Here is a 19,175-nt window from a genome sequence, read left to right as displayed (position 1 = left end):
AGGCTGTGATGACCCACGTCTAGGCTCGGATCATTCTTCGTTCAGTAGCAGCTGAATAATAAAACGCCTCTAGCGTGCGCTGCGGTAGCGAGATATTATGCTTTCCGTTAGCGCATGCGCTCGGGTCAGTGCCAACGTAATATTGGAATAATAAAACGATCGATATTGCCATTTTTGTAAATAAGAAAGTCGGGTTCGCGCAATTCTAATGCACGCCAGATTGTTCTCAGTTTTTATTTCCTAAGTACCTTTCCTGTTTTTTGCAGTGCTCACGAGGTTTTCTTGGCTTGAGCAGATATTACAACGATAGGCGGTTTGCGGAAGGGGCAAGGCATCGGGGGCCGGGAGGTCTCGTCGTGTTCATGCTCCTGTTCGCCGCCTTCTCAAGCGCAATCGGCGCAAGCCTTCTCCTGTCCAATGATCACATGCGTCTCAAGCTTTTGTTGCTGCGGCTGGGTTTCCAGCAAAGCAGCGTTGCGAACCTGAGCGTGCCCTTTGTCAATGCACAGTCCGCCGCACAGGCAAGCATGGGGGTGTCGGTGGTCTTTGCAAAGAAAGCCCGCCTTTTGAAGGGCCGCGCCCCGATACGTGCTGACGAGCAGTGCGCTACTCTTGCAGCCCTTGCCGAGGTGGAGCCTGTGTTTACCCGCGAAGACGGTGGCGCCAAATGGGAATGCAGCTATCTCGTGACGGGAGCGGATTTGGGACGTCAGTCATCGATATTCGTCCAGATCCGGGGTAGGGAGGCTGCAGGGAACGCGACATTTCGGCTGAAAATAAGCTTCGGACCTTTGTCCGAACGGGAAGCGCTCGCCTATCAGGCGTCCGCAATTGCAGCACGCTTGCTCGATCTCGATGCGTATCTGTCCATTTCGCTCGGAGACGCCTTGGCGCGAGGGCAGGATTTTCGCAGAGAGATTGCGGCGGCAACCATTTCATATAAGCGGGAAATGCTGGATGAAAGTCGATACAATCTCGTTGGAACGTATCCGCTTCCGAAAGCCCCTGCTCAGCAAGTCACAAACTGAGTTGATTTTCGTATCTACTTGATACTTGCCGTGACAGTCGTGTCGTGAGGCGTGCCGATGTGCTCGGCAATCTGGCTGATGCCCTGGATGATGACAGCCCAGAGAGCAATGGAGACACCGAAAGCAAATGACAGATTTCTGAAACGACGCGACATTTTTCCCTCACAAGATGAGGAATATGTACCGCACAATAGTTCGAATACAGTTAGTGTGATCGGTCAAATTGAACCTAACTGTAGCGCCCGCCGATCGACCATGAAAACGCTCGCCGAGAAACTTCGCGCTCAGAAAATCGGCGGGTAACAGACCCTGACGATTTCGATCTGGCGCGGTTCTCGGTAGGTGATCTCAAGCAGTTCGCATTCCTCTGTGACGTAGCTCGAGCGGACAAGATGTGTGTTCGGTTGCGTCTCGTTATACCTCGACCGCTGAATGATGTCCGCCGCGTATGCCGACGCCCCGAGCGAAGCTGCGAGGAGTAATGTCGCAATAGTTAACTTCGAAATTACGTGTAAAGCGGCCACCTCAACCTCTCCAATCACCCGTATTTTGCATCTACATCTAGTATATTTTTCAGATTAAAACGCAAGGCACAAATAACATCACGCCGAATGGATCGTAGCTGTTGGCGAGTGATGTGACCCTCGTCCAGGAGGGCTGCGGCAAGAGCCTGATTGTAGGTCGGAGCGATCACCTTTTCTAATGATCATTTCAGAGCGCTTGCCGTCAGTTTCGGCGCTTACGCAATCTTTCTGTCCGTTCGGAAATTGCAGGCAGATCTTGCCGTTGTCGATCTTGTACCCGATCGTCTTACCCGTTTGGTAAGTATACCCGTTCCCTTTTTTTGCAGCGTTCCCCGAACCTTCGTTCATGCGCCCGGGGATTTCTGTTTGGAAGCAACGCACATCTCGGTATGTGCGTACTGTGCGGGAAGCGACGAATTTATTGCGGCAATGATAGCAAAACTGTGCAGCGCATAATTTGATCGATCTCTCAAGTCGTCGACCGCAAAATATCACGGTTCTCTCGAACGAACCGGAGGGTTTCGCCGCACGTTGCTGCGAATCCACGTATCAAATCTAATTTCATATGTAATAATAAAGCAATATTGCTTGTTTTATATTTAACCATTTATTAAGTTCCGGGCTGACTCGTGTTTAGAATCGAGATATGGAGTATTGATAAGACGATCATATATTAACTCTCGTATATTGGATGGTTCCCTTGAGTGCTGTGGAGCTGGTGGTACAACTGGATGCTAGTGAGTACATCGCCGGTAGTTCGGCGAATGATAATTATAAGCTTACATATAGTGATCAGCCTGCGGCTTGGGAATTTGCGGCCAAGCGCGCAGTCGACGTGCTGATATCCCTGATTGCCCTGGTTACGCTTCTTCCCCTGTTCGTCCTGATATGCGCGATCATCCGTGCGGAGAGCAGAGGGTCACCGCTGTTTTCCCAGATCCGATGGGGGAAGGACGGTCGCAAGATTAAAATCTATAAGTTCAGATCGATGTTTACCGATCGGGGAGATGTGTCTGGCGTCGCACAGACAACTCGGAACGATCCCCGGATTACACGGGTCGGCCAATTCATTCGCAAATCCAATATCGACGAACTGCCGCAACTCATCAACGTGCTCAAAGGGGACATGTCTCTTGTCGGTCCGAGATGCCACGCCGTCGGCATGCTTGCGGCCGGCGTTACCTATGAGGAACTCGTTCCGGATTATCACCAGCGACACAGCATGCGGCCTGGTCTTACCGGGCTGGCGCAAATGCGCGGCCTGCGAGGGCCAACGGATCGTGCTTCGAAAGCCCGGGCTCGCATAGCCTGCGATCTCTATTATGTTGCCAATTTCTCGATCTGGCTTGACGTCTACATCATCCTCCAAACCATCAGGATGGAACTGACGAATGGCAAGGGCTTCTAAGCCAACCGTTCTTCGAACCGATCCAATAGCAAACGGCGGCACACTGCTGCCGCCGTCGCTTGTTTGATATTTCGGCGGTTGGGTCTCAACCAACGCTGCCTTGAATAGCCGACGACAGTCCTGCATCGACCGCTCGCCCACCGACAGACACGCTGCTTGCTAGCAATCCGTTCTGACAAGCCCGTCCGTCGTCCCATCCAGGATGATTGGCGATCGGGTAAAGGCAAATTCCCTCGAACGGGACACCGGACTGCATGGCACGTTTTGCCTGATCCGAGACATAACGGTACCAAGGCCCACGCCGCTCATCCTCGATGCCGGTTTCTGCGATCAAAATCGGCTTGCCATAACGCGCGTAGGTTTCGGCAAGGATCCTGCTCAGCGGCTTGTAGCTGGGATGACCGATGTCGATCGGCGGCCCGCCATGGATCCATTGGTTGTTGAAATAGTAGTTGACGCCAATGATATCGAGATACCGCTCCTGACCACCGATCTGCGGCCACATGCGGCCCGCGATGAGGTCCCATCCCTGGAACTGCGACTGCCTGTGACCTTCGGCAACGCCGGACTCGAAAGGTCTCGATTGGTCCGCCACGACGTTGATAACCGGATCGCAGTGAACGAAGCGCGCGCGGGGGTCGACCAACAGGATTTCCTCCATGGCAGCGATTGCGGCCCGGGCAAGCTGAACCTTGAGCTCGAATCCTCGACCACGCGCGAACGGGTTGAGATAGGCGGCATCTCCGCCGCCCCACGAGAAGAATGAGATTTCGTTGACGGGGCAGTAGAACGGCACTTCGCTTGTGTTGTCGCGAACCAACCGTGCGCAGGCGCCGGCGAAGGCTGCAAACCGATCGACGAATTGCGGCGACCAGATATCGAGATCGTCAGGCCATCCGTAGTGTAAGAGGTCCCAGATGACCTGCGTGCCGGTTTTCTGCGCGGCTTCGATCATCGGCAATACGCTCGACCAGTCATAGGTCCTGGACTTTTCGATCAGATGCCAGCGAAAACCATCGCGGACCGTACGGATTCCAAGTCCTGCAAGCTGACGATAATCCTGCTCCGCAAAGCGATCGTGCTCGATTGCCGCAATCATATCCAGGCGTCGACCGGTTGTTTCGCCGTCAGCGGGACGTAGCCGATGCGTCGAGCATTCGAAACCGCCCATCAGAAACGATTTGAAGATGCCGGTCGGCCCCTGCGGCGATTTCTCCGCAAGGACGTCGCTGAAAAGCTGTGTCCACTGCGGCAACACGGCCTCGATCGAGTAGCTCGCCTCGACCTTGCGCCGCAACGCTTGTCCGAGAGAACGGCGGAAACCTTCGTCGCCCGCAAGTAAGCGGATCTTGTCAGCGACGGCGGCCGGATCGTTATAGGGCACGAAGAGGCCGGAGACCTGGTCGTCGATCTGCTGCTGGGCGCCGTTGTCAGGTGTTGCGATGACGGGCAGGGCGGCGGCACCTGCCTCGGCAATGACATGCGGCATGCCTTCGCCGCGCGACAGCCAGACAAATATGTCGAACGCCGACAGAAGCTCGGCCACATCCTTGCGATCGCCTAAAAACGTGACCCTGTCTGCCAAGCCCAGCCGGCGGGTGAGATCCTTCAAGTGATCGGCATAGTCCGGCATGAAAGCATCGGGTCCGCCGACAATGACGAACTGCGCATGCGCATTATCTCTGACGACCAGTGCGGCGGCATGGATGAAGTCCTCGACATTCTTTTTCGGATCCAGCCGACCGACCCAGCCGATGACGACCTGCTCATCCCGGAACCCAAGCTTTGACCGCATGACCGAGCGGTTCGCCGAATTGAACTCGGAGAGATCGACCATCGAGGGTATCTCGAGCGCGTGCTGCTCGCGGCCGGGCATTCTTGACGCAGCCGCGTCGCGGATGGAGCGGCAGACGCCGACATACCGGCTCGTGAGGTGTTTCGGGCCAGCTTCCGCCTCCGAAACAAGACCGCCATGCTCGATCAGCGGGGGGCGGAGATGAAGCCGTTCGAGTGCCGGATAGATGTCGGCAACGTTCTGGCTGGAAACGACGATGTCGTATCCAGGAACCTTGCCGGCGAGATAGCCAACCGTATCTTCGAAGGACAGATCGTAAGGCGTCGTATCGACATCGACCCCGAGCGCCCGCAGCTGCTCGTGGGTCTGCTCGGGCATTCCGGGCTTGCGGAAGCAGGCAACGACGTCGATCCGGTAGAGATCAGGATCGAGGTTTCCCGCGAGGAGCCGCACTTCGGTCTCCTCGCCGCCGACCACCAACCACGCGAAGACGAACAGAATCCGTACAGGCTGAGGTTCAGGTGTCATTCGCCCACCTTGAACACAACCTGCAGGAATTCCGGACGGTTTTCGATCAGGTCCGTCAGGAAGGCCGGCGCGTCGTCCATCGGAATGACGTGGGTGATCATCTGCTCGCGGATGATGTCGCCATGCGTCCGGAGAAGATCGACCGTTGCGCGGGCAAGGCGGCCGCGGTTCCAGAGCGCACCAAGACCACGCGGAACCCGGTTGATCTGCGCGCAACGGATGTTGAGGCCGTTGTGGTGGAACTCTTCGCCCAACCGCAGTAGATCAGCGCCGCCCTGGTAGAAGGCAAGGTCGATCACCGTGCCCTGAGGCCGCAGGGCTTTCAGCGCCGTGTTGAGGCTGCCTGAATACGCACGTGTCTGGAACACCAGATCTGCACCGCGTCCCATCGCGCCATCATGCCAGCGGGCCTTGGCATGCTGCCACGCGTGCTCCTCGGTCATGGCCTGAAGGCCCATCGCTTCCGCTTTTTGACGGCGGAACTCCGATGGGTCGGTCACGATAACCTCGGATGCACCCAGGGATTTCGCAAACAGGGCAGTCATCAGCCCCACTGTGCCGGCGCCGATCACGATAACCGGGCGATCCTTCACGCCTGCACCGAGGAAGGGCACGTGAGCTCCATAGGCTTCGGCATCGGCGTGCAGAATGCCGTTTGCGGCAATCGGTCCCATCTGGGCGACGAGGACGCCGAGCACGGGATCGATGTCGGCCGGCAACGGCACCAGAAGATCGTGGAACGGGTTGGCCGTGTGGCCCGATTTATGGCCGTAGGCGGATGCGACCACCTCGCCTTGCGCAAAACCGCCGGTGCGCGATTCCGAGACCCTGGCAACTTCCATGTAGCCAAGGAACGGGACCGGATAGTGCAGGTCCGGTTCGTTCTCAATAAACACCCCGCGCTCGCCATCAAAGCGTGAGCGGAAATAGGGGTTGGTGTTTTTGAGGAACGTCAGTTCGGTCCCTGCGGAAAGACCGGTGTAGAGCGTGTCGAGCCGAACCTGGCCATCGCCGGGAGGGCCTTCCTCGTATTCGAAGAAATAGGACCGCCCGGGGGCCTCGACGCCGAGCGAGCGGATGATCCGGTGGCCCGGTGCCAAGCCTGGCGCGGGTGCTTCCGGCCGAGGCTGGAATTGCAGGGGCAAAGGCTCGGGCTGGCGCATGGCCGGCGGCGCGATCGAAACCGGCTTGCCTTCCTGCACAGAGGCAACGACAGCCAGCGCCAGCCGGTGCGTTGCAAGGGCTTCGGAATAGGGGCAGCGGATCCGGTTTTCCCCGCCGCGAACGGCATCGATGAAGTCGCGATCTTCGCGCCACACGGGGTCGCCGTCTGCGCCACGGACCGGTCGGCCTCGGCCGACATCCACCATGATGTCGCGGTCGGTAAGCTCGATCGCAAGACGGTCTGCGAAGATGTGAAGCCCGACGCGATGGCTCCAGCCGAGAAGGCAGGTGGAGGCAACATTTGCTACGACGCCGGTTTCGAATGTCAGAGTGGCCGTCGTCACGGTGGGCACGTCGAGGCCCGGAAATTCGGGCCTGTCCGTGTGACCGGCACGTCCGTAAACCTCGGTCACCTCACCAACAAGAAAGCGCGCAAGGTCGAGAAGATGGGTCGCCTGCTCCACCATCTGTCCGCCGGACTTGTCCTGCTTCCACCACCACTGCGGCGGAGGCGTGCTATCCAGCCAGTAGCCGGACAGAAGCTGGGCGGGATTGTCCTTTAGGAGATTGCGGGCCTCATCGACGATGTCGAGGTAGCGCCAGTGGTAGCCGACGCCGGTCACGAGACCCTTCGCCGTCACGGCAGCCGAGATCTCTTCGGCCGTCTCGATGTCAAGCGAAACCGGCTTTTCGACGAAGAAAGGAATGCCGCGCTCGATTAGGTCCCGCTCCGGTTCCCCGTGCGCAAACGGCGGCACGCAGACATAGACGGCATCGGGGCGGACGGCGTCCAGCATGTCGCGGTGGTGGGCGAAGGATTTCGCTCCGAAGCGCGCTGCGGCCTGATCGGCGCGGCCGATATCCGGATCCGCGAACCCTACGAGTTCCACATCGTCGAAGCCGGAGATGACATCGAGATGGCGGTGCGCGATACCTCCAACGCCGATAAAGGCGAGGCGTGTCTTCTGCATGGATAGGTCCTTTTGCGTGAGATTGGCAGGCTGGGAAATGAACCGGTCGTAGACCGCTCTCGTTTCCCTCGCCATGCGATGTGCGGAAAAGTGATTGTCGAAGCGGACGCGCGCAGCCTCGGCGACATGCGCAAGTCTCTGCCGATCCGAAAGCGCCGCGATGACGACAGAGGCCATCGAAGCGGAACTGCCGGGTGTGGCGAAAAGCGGGTGGTCCTCCCCGAGCGCCTCGACGGTGCCGCCGATCCGGGTGGCAACGACCGGGCAGCCGAGCGACATCGCCTCGAGCACCGCAAGCGGCAGGCCTTCGAACAGCGATGGCAGAACGAAGAGGTCGCCAAGAGCGATGATGTTGGCGACATCCGGGCGATGTCCGGTAAATCGAATGCGGTCGGAGATGCCGAGCTCATCCGCCAAAGCCCCGAGCCTCAAGCGTTCCTCGCCGGATCCGACCAGAAGAAGGCACAAGGAGGGATGCGCCTCCAGAATCTGCGGCATCGCTTCGAGGAGGGTCTTGTGATCCTTCTGCGCGGTCAACCGGGCAATGGTCACGAGCACGATCTCGTCACGCACATCGAGGTCCCGACGAAGTGCGTCGCCTGTTGCCGTCTGCTGCGGCACGAAGATACCGTTGTGGATAACCGTCAGTCGGTCGGGCGCAATGTGCCCGCGAAAACTGTCCCGGGAGGCTTCCGAAACCACGACGTGATGGGCGACATCCCGCGTGCATCGCTGATACTCGTCCTGCTGGTCGCGGTCGGTGAGTAGATAAGGAAGATGCTCCGTGCGAATGACCGGGATACCGGCGCGGTTCGCGGCCTCGACAAGCGCGTGCCCCTCCCATCCGATCCCCGCATGGACATGCAGGAGGTCGACATTGCTGCTGGACAGCCATTGAGCAAAGTCATCGACGTCATCCGCAAGTTTGATGCCGAGGCCGAGACGGGCAGCGCGCGGGAGCAATCCTGCCCGGTCTTCCGACAATAGCGCAATGAACGCATCAGCCTGCCCGCACAGCCCGCGCGCCAGGGCAAGCATATGCTCGCCCATGCCCGATGGGTCCAGGCTATCCGTCGCAAGGACTATCCGCGGCATCCTAGTCACGCTCGGAATGCACCAGAATGTCGTTTTTGCCGAGCAGCGCAGATGGCAATGGAGGATCTACAGCCGTCTGGTCGACGATCATCGCCATGCTCTTGAACGTGGCATCCCAGGACGAGCGCGCGAGCATCTTGTCAACCGCTTCGAGCCAGGACGTATCGGCGCGGGCAATGGCAAGCGCGGCATCGCATCCGCTGACAAAGCTGTCGGCATCGTCGGCAAAAAACACGCCCGGCGTATCACCGTAGGTACGAACGACGTCTGCAATCTTTGTGCTGACGACCGGTCGCCCTGCCGCCAGATATTCGGGCGTCTTGGTGGGGCTGATGAAACGGGTTGCCTCATTGAGTGCAAACGGCATGAGCGCCGCATCCCAACCCGCCAGATAGGACGGCAGGTCGGCATAGGACTTGTGCCCGAGGTAGTGAATATTGGCCGCGCGAGGCAGATCGGACGGCGATATCTTGGCGATCGGACCGAGAAAAACGAAGGAGTAGTCCGGTCGCGCTGCAGCCGCTGCGCGGATCAGGTCGAGATCGAGGCGTTCGTCGATGACGCCGTAGAAGCCTAACCGTGGGTGAGGGATCTTTGCCTGATCGCTTGGATCGGCAACCGAGTTTCGTGCTGCGCGGAAATGGTGCGAATCGACACTGGATGGGAAGGCGTGGATGTTGTCATGTAGATCGCGCTTTGCCTCGTAGAGGCTCACCCCTCCGGTAAAGACCGCGTCCGCGCGCGCCATCAGCGCGTTTTCCATATCCTTCAGCTGAGGCGGCGCAAACTTGAAGTTGGCCAGCTCGTCCATGCAGTCGTAGACAACCGCGGCCGCGTCCACATGCTGCGCGAAAGAATACATCATCGGCGTGTAGAACCAGAGTATCGGCCGCCGCCCACCGTGAAGCAGGATGAGATCGTCGAGCAGGCGGCTAAGCGCCCGATCCCGCTCGGCTTCGCTCCACCAATGCGGAACTCTTGGCCGGATCGCCTTGACAGACGTATCGGCGAATGGGTGAATTTCCAGGTAGGCAAGATGATGATCGGTTGGAATGAATTCCTCGAAAAAAAAGACCTGACGATCCTGAGAGAAGCGCTGCATTAGGTGCTGCGGCCGCTGCAGGACAAAGTCCCAGCGCAGATGCGAGAAGCAGATGAGCGGCGTATCGATAGGCAGGGAGGCATCAGGCGTTTGCGGGAAGGAATTCAGAACGTTCATCAAGCACCTCGAAACAGATGCCGCCAAACAAAGCCTGGGCAGCAAAGTTCCGGACGCTCATCATAATTCTGTTACCTGTCGTTCATCAAATCTCGCAGGCGGCTAATGCTATGCTGCCACGTCCAGTTTTCCAGCACTGTCTCGCGTGGTTTCATCCCGTCGGCGAGCCCGAGCAGATCCCGGATACCGTCGTGAAAGTCCTGCTCCGAAGCCATTCGGCCCGTCTCCGGCATAATGTATTGTAATCCGCACCGAAGCGCGCTGTTGGCGAGGACGGGAATGCCGGCCAGCATATATTCGGTGAGAATGGCAGGTGCCCCATCGTCGACACCGCAGACGACGCCGATCCGTGACTGATTCATCAACCGGTTGACGTCATCGAAGGCTATTCCCGGCGGCTCAATGAAATCGACATTGATGCCCAGCGCGTCCGCATGGCGCCTCAGCTCCGGTACGAGTTCTCCGTAACCGAAGACGCAAAGGGTCCGAAGCGACCGCGGTAGCTTACCCAGCGCTTCGAAGAGCATGTCGTGGCGCTTGTAGGGCTGGGCGGCGGCCACATAGATCACGTGATAGATCTTCGGAAGGTTCAGCGGCCGGAATGTCATCTCGGATGCGAATTCGGGTCCGATCGGCATCACGACTGTGCGCATGTCAGGATGCCGGGCGCGAACAACCTCCGACTGCCACTCCGCTCCCGTGATCACGAGATCGAAATGACGGCTGACCTCGAACGGCACGCGAAGTGCCGGAGCGTCGATGGAGTTGTAGATCTTAAAGCTGTCGCGGCAGGCAAGCATGATCTCCTCGCTCACCCCAAGTCCCCAGACACACAGTATGTCAGGAGCGCCGAACGCCTCGATATGCCCGAGCATATCGTTCGAGGCAAAGGGAGCCTCCGGACCGTTCATCCGGAATGAACGGCGCACCAGCGACGGATTGCCGGAACGCCACTCTGGCGGAGGATCACCGCCGCGCCAATGCGTCCAGATTTCCGCGCAATCGACCAGCCCGTCCTTGAGGGCTGCGAGTGGAAGCCGCTCGATATAGCCGCCGTCGACAACCACGTCGTTCGTATCCGGAATGGACAGGGGAGGAGATCCGCGTGAACCTGATGACCATAGCGTTTCAAAGCTTCGAGGGGACGGGAGGTCTTCGCCGCTCCAGCTTCCATCCTGAAAATCACTGATGACGACAATACGCCGTGGTCTCATGCACGTCTCTAATCTTTGACACTGAAGAACGGGATGGCGATGTTCGACGTCACCAACTTCCGGAAATGGGAACGGTTCCACTGTCAGGCAGACATACAGCCGCACCTTAATTCTGACGAGGAGCGGCGATCATTGCGTCGTGACGGAACCTCGAGGCATCAGCCTTGTTGGCGCAGTCTCCAGACTTTCTGGTTCCTGCAAGGATAGATCGGGCATATGGCTTTGAGAGTTGCAATCATCGGATCCGGTCCGACCGGCATCTACACGCTGAAGGGCCTCATCGGGAAGTCTGAACCGCTTGAGATCACCATCTTCGAAAGCGACGCGGAACCCGGCAAGGGAACCCCCTATCGCCCCGATCTTAACGATGCGGCGATGCTCTCCAACATTGCCAGCATCGAGCTGCCGCCAATCTGCGAAACGTTGACCGAGTGGCTTCGCCGTCAGACGGATATGGAGTTGCAGCATCTCGGCGTCGAACGCGATGCCATCAGCGAGCGGGAGTTTTATCCGCGCGTGGTTCTGGGAGAGTTCCTGCACGCGCAGTTTCAGCAGCTTCTGAATGCCGCCACCGCCAACGGCCACGCCATCCACCTCAAGGCGCGGCATCGTGTCGTCGATATCGAGCTGCGCGCAGACGATATCCGGTTGAGCGTAAAAGCCTTGGACGACGAACCGGCGGAATTCGGTTTCGATCACGTGGTGATGGCAACGGGCCACGACTGGCCGGAGACCACCGAGGTGCGGCCCGGATACTTCATCTCGCCCTGGCCGGCACCGCTTCTCAAAACCATCCCTCCATGCAATCTCGGCATTCTGGGCACGTCGCTGAGCGGCATCGATGCGCTGATCACCGTCTCGACTGCGCATGGTGCCTTCATGCTCGATGGGCAGGGTGATCTTCAATACGAGCCCCTGCCGGGAACCGAAGCCTTCCGCGCAACGATGATGTCGCGCAAAGGGGTGCTGCCAGAAGCCGACTTCTACTGCGAGATCCCGTACCGCCCGCTGACATTCTGTACCGAACCGGCGATCGAAAACGCGATCGCCACGCGGAAGCTCGATCTTCTGGATACGATCTTCGACCTGTTCAAGCAGGAGCTAGTGGCCTGCGATCCGGATTATGCAGCAAGCATCGGCCTGTCATTTCTGACCGTTGAGACGATTGCGCCTGCCTATTTCCGCGCTCGGGAAACCAACGACCCGTTTGCCTGGGCTGCTCGCAACCTCGCCGAAGCCGACCTGAACAAGAAGCTGAAGCAGACGGTGGAATGGCGCTATGCCATCCTGCGGATGCATGAGGTGATTGCGAAGGCGATACCGCATCTGGACGCTGATGACCTCAAGCGGTTCCACAAGCACTTCAAGACCGTCTTCATCGATGACTACGCGACGGTTCCGCATGAATCGATCCGCCGATTGCTCGCTCTCCATCGCACCGGCAAGCTTGAGATCGTAGCGCTCGGAAACAGCAGCGAGATCGACAACAAGAGCGTCGAGCGCGGAGCTGTCGTTCGCACGGAAGGCCGGGAGCTTCGGTTTGAGGCTTTCATCGACGCCACAGGACAGCACGAGCTGTCGGCCCGCGACATTCCGTTCCCGACGCTCGTTGGCCAGGGTGTCGTTCGAAAAGCGGCAACAAAGGCTGCGTTTTCTCTTGATGGCGCCGAGCAGGAGATCGTCCGGACAGGAGGGATCGATCTAGACGACGATTTCCGTCTGGTGTTCGAAGACAATCTCTCGAACAACCTCTACTGCGGTTCGATCGCTTTTCTGCTGCACAAGCTTCCGTTCGTGCAGGGAATCACCAGCGCACGCGATATCGGCGAGGTGATTTCGAAAGCGATCCTGAAATCGAACGCGCCGCCTCTGATCATCGCGCAAGCTTAAGGCGTCAGCCCGTCACGATCTCGACCGGGTCACCCAATGTCAGCTTCCCGGATATCTCGACATCGCCGTAGATGCCGAAGTTTCGCTTGTTTTGTCGCAACAGCGAGCGAAGCACGTCGGGGTTTTCGGGAAGCCCGGGTTGCGCGATCAGCGTCATTCCGCACCGCTTGGCTTCTTCGCAGATGTGGATGGTCGCTCCTCCCATCTGCAACCTGCATCCAAGCCATGACTTCTCCTCAAAGCCCTCGGCCGCAGGCGTTCGCAGCACGACGTTGGGGCGAAACCGGCGGCTGTCGATATCGTCGGTTCCGACGATCGTGGACAAGTGTCGAAGGGAGTTGGTCGTCACGAGATGGACCGGGCTCACTTCATAACGGTTGACGGCCGTCTGTGCATCGCCGGTCGCGACATAGGGACGCGTTTCGACCTCGAAGCCGAAATAGAGGGTCAGCTTCGCATCGGTATCTCTCTCTCCGACACGCAGCCACTCCCCATCCGGAAATCCGATTTCAGGCCGGTCTCGACCTGATCTCGAGTGGAGGAAAAGTGCCGGTTTCCAGCGAGCTTCTTTCTCGGGCGCCGCCGGATGGCCGGACTGCGCATCAGCAACGCACCATGAACGATCGCCCTCGATTCCGTCCGTTCCCAGCTCGACGGAGGTCAAACGCTCGCCGCCAAGCGAGCTTACCGGGTAGCGCCAGATCTCTTCGATAGTCCCAAATTGCGGCGGTGCCATTCATTCCCTCGTCAATGCGTCTCAAGGGCAGGGAACTGAATTTGCCACAGGTGGTTCCCTCAATGCCTGCGAACGCTTCGACAGGACAGAGGAGAAACAATGGCAAAGATCGTATGCGCAGGTTTTGTCGAAAATGGAAAGATCCTGCTTGTCCGGCGCGCATTGCACCGAAAGTGGTCGGCAAATTTGTGGGATCTGGTCGGCGGTCATGTCGAAAAAGGCGAGGGCCTGGACGAGGCTCTGGTGCGGGAATGCGAGGAAGAGGTGGGGCTCACGCCACTTGCCTTCAACAAGGTCGCGACATTGTACGAGAGCCGTGACGAAAAGCAGAAATCGCCCTTCCACACCTATGCGGTACCGCTCTGGAAAGGTGGACAGGCTTCCCTGCTCGGCACCGAGCATTCCGAATTGGGCTGGTTTGGCCGGGAAGACCTCGAGGCAATGGAACTGGCCATGCCGGAGTACCGCTCTGTCATCCTGCAAATGCTGCAGGACTCGTAGCGCAATTTCGTCCGCTGCAGCGTGATGTACCTCGCAGAGCAGAAACTCTTTCCTAGTCCGGGCATTGCGCCGGGGAACTTCCTCAACCCGCAGACGGTTTGGGCTCAGAAATCGACGTTGGAGGAAAGCTGCATGCTTTGCCTGCCGACCGTGTAATATTGACGAGGTGGGCTAATGAAGCAGAATATTGACGACGCCATGCTCGATCGGGGCCAGAGCTCCGAGGCCTACGATATCGAAAACAAAAGACCCTCACCCCAGGGCAATGACGTGCCCGTTTCGACAGCCGGCCGGGCGAAAATCCTCGCGTCGCTGGAGCGGTACCCGCAAAACAACGACCAGGACCAGACCGCCTCGGTCGAAGCCTCCGGTCAACCCCAGTGCTTTCTTCCTGATCTCCAAGGCGAGCGGGTCTGGGGCGTGGCGCTGCAGCTTTACGAACTGAGATCGCGCCGAAACTGGGGGATCGGCGATTTTGACGACCTGTCCACTTTCATTGATCTCGCCGCAGGCTGGGGTGCCGACTTCGTCGGTCTCAATCCGCTCCATGCGCCGTTCATGGCCGCTGCCGAACGGTGCAGTCCTTACGAACCCTCCAACCGGCGTTTTCTCAATCCCCTCTACATTGCTGTCGATCGGATCGACGGCTTCGCAAGCTCGCCTGAGCCGGAGGAAGATATTGCCAGGTTGCAACGAACGGAACTGGTCGACTACGGGAATGTCGCGCGGATCAAGCGCGAGGTGCTCTACAGAATCTGGACGACAGAAAAACGCCGAGAGGACCCCGCGTTTCAGGATTTCTGCAGGGAAGGCGACGCTGAACTGAGGCTGCACGCCCTGTTCGAGGCGATCTCGGAGACCCTTGTCGCATCTGGGGGCAGCGTCGGTTGGAAGGCGTGGCCGCAAGAATATCAGGATCCGCAGTCGGAGACGGTAAAGCTGTTTGCGGAAACGCACGGCGATCGCGTCGATTTCCACCTGTGGCTCCAGTATCTGGCACATGGGCAGCTCACCGAGGCTTCAGCTCGTGCAAAGGCTGCAGGCATGCGCGTCGGCCTCTATCTCGACGTCGCCGTCGGCGAGGCACTGGACGGATCGGCCACCTGGAGCAGCCGTCATGCCTATGTCGAAGGTGCCAGCATCGGCAGTCCGCCAGATCCCATGGCGGTTTATGGTCAGGACTGGCAGCTTGCAGCGTTTCACCCTTCGGCGATCGCTTCGGGAAATCCGTCCCCATTTGAGACCACGATGGAAGGTGTCATGCGCTACGCGGGCGCGGTTCGCATCGACCATGCAGCAGCTCTGCGGCGCCTTTTCCTTGTGCCATCGGGAGAAAGCCCCGAAGAGGGTGCCTATGTCGGCTACCCCCAACAAGCGTTGATCAAGACGCTTGCGGACCTCTCCAACACATATGGCTGCCTCGTCATCGGAGAAGATCTCGGCAATCTGCCGCAAGGGCTGCAGGGAGAATTGGAGGCTGCCAACATTCTCTCCTACAGAATTCTCTCCTACGAGCAGGGAAAGCAGGGCTTCCATCCGCCCGACCAGTATCCGGCGCTGGCCTTGGCATGTGTATCAACCCATGACCACCAGACGTTTTCCGGCTGGTGGCGTGCAGCTGACGTCATGATGCGGGAAAAGAACGATCTCGTGCCCGAAGACGCTGCCCGTCAGCAGAAGAGCGAGAGAAAGAGCGAAAGGCGCGACGTGCTTTCCGCATTTCGGGCGGCCGATCTTATGGGGTCGGAAGCGGTCGATCACTCCAGTCGTAGAAATCTGGCGGCGACTGCCCATGCCTTCGTTGCCAGAACGCCATCCCTCCTGATGGCTGTACGGCTCGCCGATCTCACGGACGAAAAGCAGCCCACCAACGTCCCTGGCACGAGCGACAGTTATCCGAACTGGAAACCGAAACTGTCCGTCATGCTGGAAGAGCTCGACGCACTTCCGGAACTGCATGACATCCTGGGTGAGGTCGCGGCCGCGCGGCGAAAATAAAAGCTAGGTCTTGGGAGCAATAGAGGCGCGCCGTCACTCGGTGACCGGTGCGCTTCCGATGCGATGATCCTGCGTCCGCTCGTCTGCCGGCTCTAATGTTGGGGCAAAAGGAACAACCGAAACCGCTGCATGTTCTCCCCGTGCAACGAATCGGAGTTTCATTTGTCCATTTCATCGAACGACACGAATTTTGCGGCGCGCGATGCCGCCATAGCGATCAACACCTACACGACCGTCCTTCGTCGTCCAAAAGTGCCGCACGAAACGTTCGCCAATTATTGGCGCGATGTGCATGGCCCGCTCTGTTCTCGAATCCCCGGGCTTGGATGGTATGTACAAAACCACTTCAACCGTGAACAGGACGCGCATCTCTGGCCTGAAATCGAAGGAGTTTTGCCATTTGAAAACTATGTCCTGGATGGCGGCGTCGAGATCGGCTTCGAGACGGCGGCCGACCAGGAGGAATTCAATGACGCCTGCTCGATCCTGTTTGCGGACGAGCAGAACATGTTTGCAGCAACCGTTGCCTATGCCCTTCCCAAGGGCTCAACCACACTCATCGATCGCAGCGCCGAGCCAGTTCCCAACGGAGACGACGGACTTGATCGCATCCATGTCCATCTCGGCTCCAGGACAGGCGATGCGTTCGCCTTTGTAACGTTCATGACGAACCTTGCCGAGAAGATTTCCTCAGACCCTGCCGCTATGAAAGTGCGTCTGCACCTGCCCGATGTCTACGACAACGCAAAACCCGCACCGCCTGCTCCCGGCGTCGATCATACTGTTCCAGACGAGCGCCGGCACATTGCGGTGTTGGAGCTCGCATTCGCCAGCCCGCTTGCTCGTCGGCAGTTCTACGGCGGCGATCTGTTCCAGAGCACGCTCTCCGACCAGAAAGCCCAGATCAGCCATGCGACTGCCTTCGCAGTAAGCGGCATCTATACCTATGTCCGCGACAAGCAGCTGACGACCGCGGGATTGAGAGGAAGCCGACAGGCGCAGCTGATCGAGACGCTGGGAGCCGCCAACCAGGTCTCCGACGATGTTCGCACCCTTCTTCATAAGGGCGAATAGTAAGACTGGCTGTCGGTGCTTTCCTCCGCTGTATGGCTCGGGCGGGAGACGCCGACGATGTGAACCGTCGTCTCGCCGCCAGCTTCGAGATCGGGTCGCCTATGGCGGCTCGACGGGAGGCCGATCTTGTGCCACACGATTTCCACGATCCTCTTTGAATAGGGATTGCAGATAGTGCTAAAATTCCCCAGTTGAGCTGGTTCGTGCCACCACGTTGGGACCGATATGGCGAAAGACCAGTTGATGAAGATCGAGATACCCACAGACAAGATTTCCTCAAGAGAGCGGTATCTCGAAGCCATCGTCCAGAGCGCGATCGATTACGCGATCATTTCGATGGATCTCGATGGTCTCGTGACCAGTTGGAACGAGGGTGCTCGGCGTGTTCTCGGCTGGGATGCAGACGAGATGGTGGGCAGGCCGGCCACAGCTTTTTTCACGCTCGAGGATCGCGAGCAGGGCATTCCGCAACGGGAGATGACTGCCGCCCTGAGCCAGGGGCGTGGTAGCGACGAGCGATGGCATCTGCGCGAGGACGGTTCAACCTTCTGGGCGTCCGGCGAGATGATGGCGTTGCGATCCGATGACGATACCGTCATAGGCTTCATCAAAATCCTTCGCGACAGAACCCAGGAAAGAGAACAGGCCGACCAGCAACGCCTGCTCATGCTTGAGCTCGGTCACCGGATGAAAAACACCATCTCGGTGGTGCAGTCGATTGCAACGCAGTCGATCCGCAATGCGGCCTCGCTCGAAGATGCCGGCGAGAAGCTCCAGTCGCGCATGTCGGCCTATGCCTCGGCACACGATATTTTGCTTCAGAAGAACTGGGTTAGCGCAACGCTTGGCCAGATCGTGAACGCCGCAACGATCAACATCGGTCTTGAGGGTTCAGACCGCGTCCGAATCGAGGGACCGGAGATCGAGCTTGATCCCCAGGCCGCCTTGTCGTTTTCGCTGGTGCTGCACGAGCTTTTCACGAATGCCTCCAAATACGGCGCACTCTCCGAGAGCAATGGTCACATCGATATTGCATGGAGAATTGAAGTCCGGGAGGGAGAGGATTTTCTAATCTCGTCTTGGCGGGAAGTCGGCGGGCCACCCGTCGCTATCCCGACCAGAAAGGGATTTGGCTCTCGGCTCATCGCGTCCAGTCTGAACTCTTACGGAACCGCCACGACCGATTACGAGCCGGATGGTGTCGTCGTGACAACTGCAATGCCCTTGTCCAGGATCCAGTTCGAAAAAACCTGACCGCGGTTGATACAACAAGGTTCTCTGATTGTCAGTTATCGCGTGATACAACTGGAACAAGGACTTGATTTTGGAGCCTTTACCAGACGATAGCAGCAACGAGCTTGCTGAAAAACCCGTATCGGATATCCCGACGACGCGTATGCTGTCATGGGCGCGGAACTCCGCTATCTATCGTCTGTCCAAAAGGATGCACACGGAAAAGCAGCTCCGGCAAGCGATCACGCGCAAGGCGCGGGAAAAGTTCGAAGACATCGGCGATGCGCAGGTCGAGGCGCTTGCGGCGTTTGCCGTGAAGTTCGGATATGACAACAGCGCTCTCGATGATCAGGCTTACGCAGAAGTCGCGACCCGTTCTGCGCAACGAAGCGGCCGGTCGAAACGCGCGATTTCGCAGCGGCTCGTGATCAAGGGAATAGACCGGGAAACCGCCTCCGAGGCAGTCGCTGACGTGAACGATCTGCGTGCCGCGGTCGTGCTCGCGCGAAAGCGGGCATTTGGCCCGTTCAGGAGAGTGGAGCTCGATCAGAAACGCAAGGCCAAGGAGCTCGCATCGTTTGCACGCGCAGGCTTCAGCTCGGAAATCGGGAGGCAGGTTTTCGAGATGCATCGCGACGATGCTGAGGTAGTCCTGAGCGAAGACGTGGTGTGAAGGAGCGCCGAACAGCTCTCCGGTCATTGGGGCGATGCTGGCTAGATGTTGCAGCGTATTCCTAAGTCGTAGAAATGCGTGTCGATAGTACACTTTTGCATTTTTTGCGCTTTTAAAGCGTATC

At 58.5% G+C, this 19,175-nt stretch carries 14 protein-coding genes and 1 pseudogene; 8 read left to right on the top strand and 7 right to left on the bottom strand.

What is annotated here, in order from left to right:
- Positions 1 to 362: 362 nt before the first annotated feature.
- On the top strand, positions 363 to 1,028 hold the full coding sequence (locus ACQY1J_RS03620) for a DUF6030 family protein (RefSeq protein WP_430250022.1): 666 nt from the start codon (positions 363 to 365) through the stop codon (positions 1,026 to 1,028).
- Positions 1,029 to 1,042: 14 nt separating this feature from the next.
- On the opposite strand, the gene ACQY1J_RS03615 is transcribed toward ACQY1J_RS03620, so the two are convergent.
- Positions 1,043 to 1,183 (bottom strand): hypothetical protein, encoded by a 141-nt coding sequence (locus ACQY1J_RS03615; RefSeq protein ID WP_156461709.1) that lies wholly within the window; start codon positions 1,181 to 1,183, stop codon positions 1,043 to 1,045.
- 1,114 nt (positions 1,184 to 2,297) lie between these two features.
- On the opposite strand from ACQY1J_RS03615, the gene ACQY1J_RS03610 reads away from it, so the two are divergent.
- Complete coding sequence (locus ACQY1J_RS03610; RefSeq protein ID WP_430250020.1) at positions 2,298 to 2,960, top strand: sugar transferase; 663 nt, start codon at positions 2,298 to 2,300, stop codon at positions 2,958 to 2,960.
- A gap of 85 nt (positions 2,961 to 3,045) precedes the next feature.
- Here the strand turns inward: ACQY1J_RS03610 and ACQY1J_RS03605 are convergent, their stop codons facing one another.
- The 4 genes and pseudogenes from ACQY1J_RS03605 to ACQY1J_RS03590 all read right to left on the bottom strand — a co-directional run bounded on the left by ACQY1J_RS03605 (position 3,046) and on the right by ACQY1J_RS03590 (position 10,946).
- Positions 3,046 to 5,283, bottom strand: coding sequence for a glycosyltransferase (locus ACQY1J_RS03605; protein WP_430249408.1), 2,238 nt, complete (start codon positions 5,281 to 5,283; stop codon positions 3,046 to 3,048).
- Positions 5,280 to 8,513 (bottom strand): glycosyltransferase, encoded by a 3,234-nt coding sequence (locus tag ACQY1J_RS03600; protein ID WP_430249407.1) that lies wholly within the window; start codon positions 8,511 to 8,513, stop codon positions 5,280 to 5,282. The genes ACQY1J_RS03605 and ACQY1J_RS03600 overlap by 4 nt, the downstream gene beginning before the upstream one ends.
- Before the next feature lie 52 nt (positions 8,514 to 8,565).
- Positions 8,566 to 9,732, bottom strand: a pseudogene (locus tag ACQY1J_RS03595) (glycosyltransferase family 1 protein); the annotation flags it as partial.
- A 71-nt stretch (positions 9,733 to 9,803) separates the two neighbouring features.
- A complete protein-coding gene (locus tag ACQY1J_RS03590) occupies positions 9,804 to 10,946 on the bottom strand; it encodes a glycosyltransferase family 4 protein (protein WP_209898448.1) in 1,143 nt (380 codons plus the stop codon).
- Between the two features lie 216 nt (positions 10,947 to 11,162).
- Here ACQY1J_RS03590 and ACQY1J_RS03585 point away from each other — a divergent pair, with 216 nt between their 5' ends.
- Entirely contained in the window at positions 11,163 to 12,836 is a 1,674-nt protein-coding gene (locus tag ACQY1J_RS03585; protein WP_430249405.1) for an FAD/NAD(P)-binding protein, read from the top strand.
- A gap of 4 nt (positions 12,837 to 12,840) precedes the next feature.
- Here the strand turns inward: ACQY1J_RS03585 and ACQY1J_RS03580 are convergent, their stop codons facing one another.
- The gene (locus ACQY1J_RS03580; protein ID WP_430249404.1) at positions 12,841 to 13,572 is read right to left on the bottom strand and encodes an MOSC domain-containing protein; all 732 of its coding nucleotides are present in this window, start codon (positions 13,570 to 13,572) and stop codon (positions 12,841 to 12,843) included.
- 99 nt (positions 13,573 to 13,671) lie between these two features.
- Between ACQY1J_RS03580 and ACQY1J_RS03575 the strand changes: the two genes are divergently transcribed.
- The 3 genes from ACQY1J_RS03575 (at position 13,672) to ACQY1J_RS03565 (ending at position 17,145) form a co-directional block, all read left to right on the top strand.
- Positions 13,672 to 14,073, top strand: coding sequence for an NUDIX hydrolase (locus tag ACQY1J_RS03575; protein WP_113110097.1), 402 nt, complete (start codon positions 13,672 to 13,674; stop codon positions 14,071 to 14,073).
- A gap of 174 nt (positions 14,074 to 14,247) precedes the next feature.
- A complete protein-coding gene (gene malQ, locus ACQY1J_RS03570; RefSeq protein ID WP_430249403.1) occupies positions 14,248 to 16,071 on the top strand; it encodes a 4-alpha-glucanotransferase in 1,824 nt (607 codons plus the stop codon).
- Between the two features lie 162 nt (positions 16,072 to 16,233).
- Positions 16,234 to 17,145, top strand: a complete 912-nt coding sequence (locus ACQY1J_RS03565; protein ID WP_430249401.1) for a hypothetical protein — start codon at positions 16,234 to 16,236, stop codon at positions 17,143 to 17,145.
- Here the strand turns inward: ACQY1J_RS03565 and ACQY1J_RS03560 are convergent.
- A complete protein-coding gene (locus tag ACQY1J_RS03560) occupies positions 17,130 to 17,291 on the bottom strand; it encodes a hypothetical protein (protein ID WP_430249400.1) in 162 nt (53 codons plus the stop codon). The two genes, ACQY1J_RS03565 and ACQY1J_RS03560, sit on opposite strands and share 16 nt — an antisense overlap.
- A 97-nt stretch (positions 17,292 to 17,388) precedes the next feature.
- On the opposite strand from ACQY1J_RS03560, the gene ACQY1J_RS03555 reads away from it, so the two are divergent.
- Together ACQY1J_RS03555 and recX are read left to right on the top strand one after the other, a co-directional pair.
- Positions 17,389 to 18,399 (top strand): HWE histidine kinase domain-containing protein, encoded by a 1,011-nt coding sequence (locus ACQY1J_RS03555; RefSeq protein WP_430250017.1) that lies wholly within the window; start codon positions 17,389 to 17,391, stop codon positions 18,397 to 18,399.
- A gap of 142 nt (positions 18,400 to 18,541) precedes the next feature.
- A complete protein-coding gene (recX, locus tag ACQY1J_RS03550; protein WP_062576544.1) occupies positions 18,542 to 19,051 on the top strand; it encodes a recombination regulator RecX in 510 nt (169 codons plus the stop codon).
- Positions 19,052 to 19,175: the final 124 nt, after the last annotated feature.

Source organism: Neorhizobium sp. DAR64860/K0K1 (genome assembly GCF_050500205.1).
Taxonomy (GTDB): domain Bacteria; phylum Pseudomonadota; class Alphaproteobacteria; order Rhizobiales; family Rhizobiaceae; genus Neorhizobium; species Neorhizobium soli.
The sequence above is the reverse complement of the archived record's forward strand: the minus strand, read 5'-3'. Positions and strand labels throughout refer to the sequence as shown.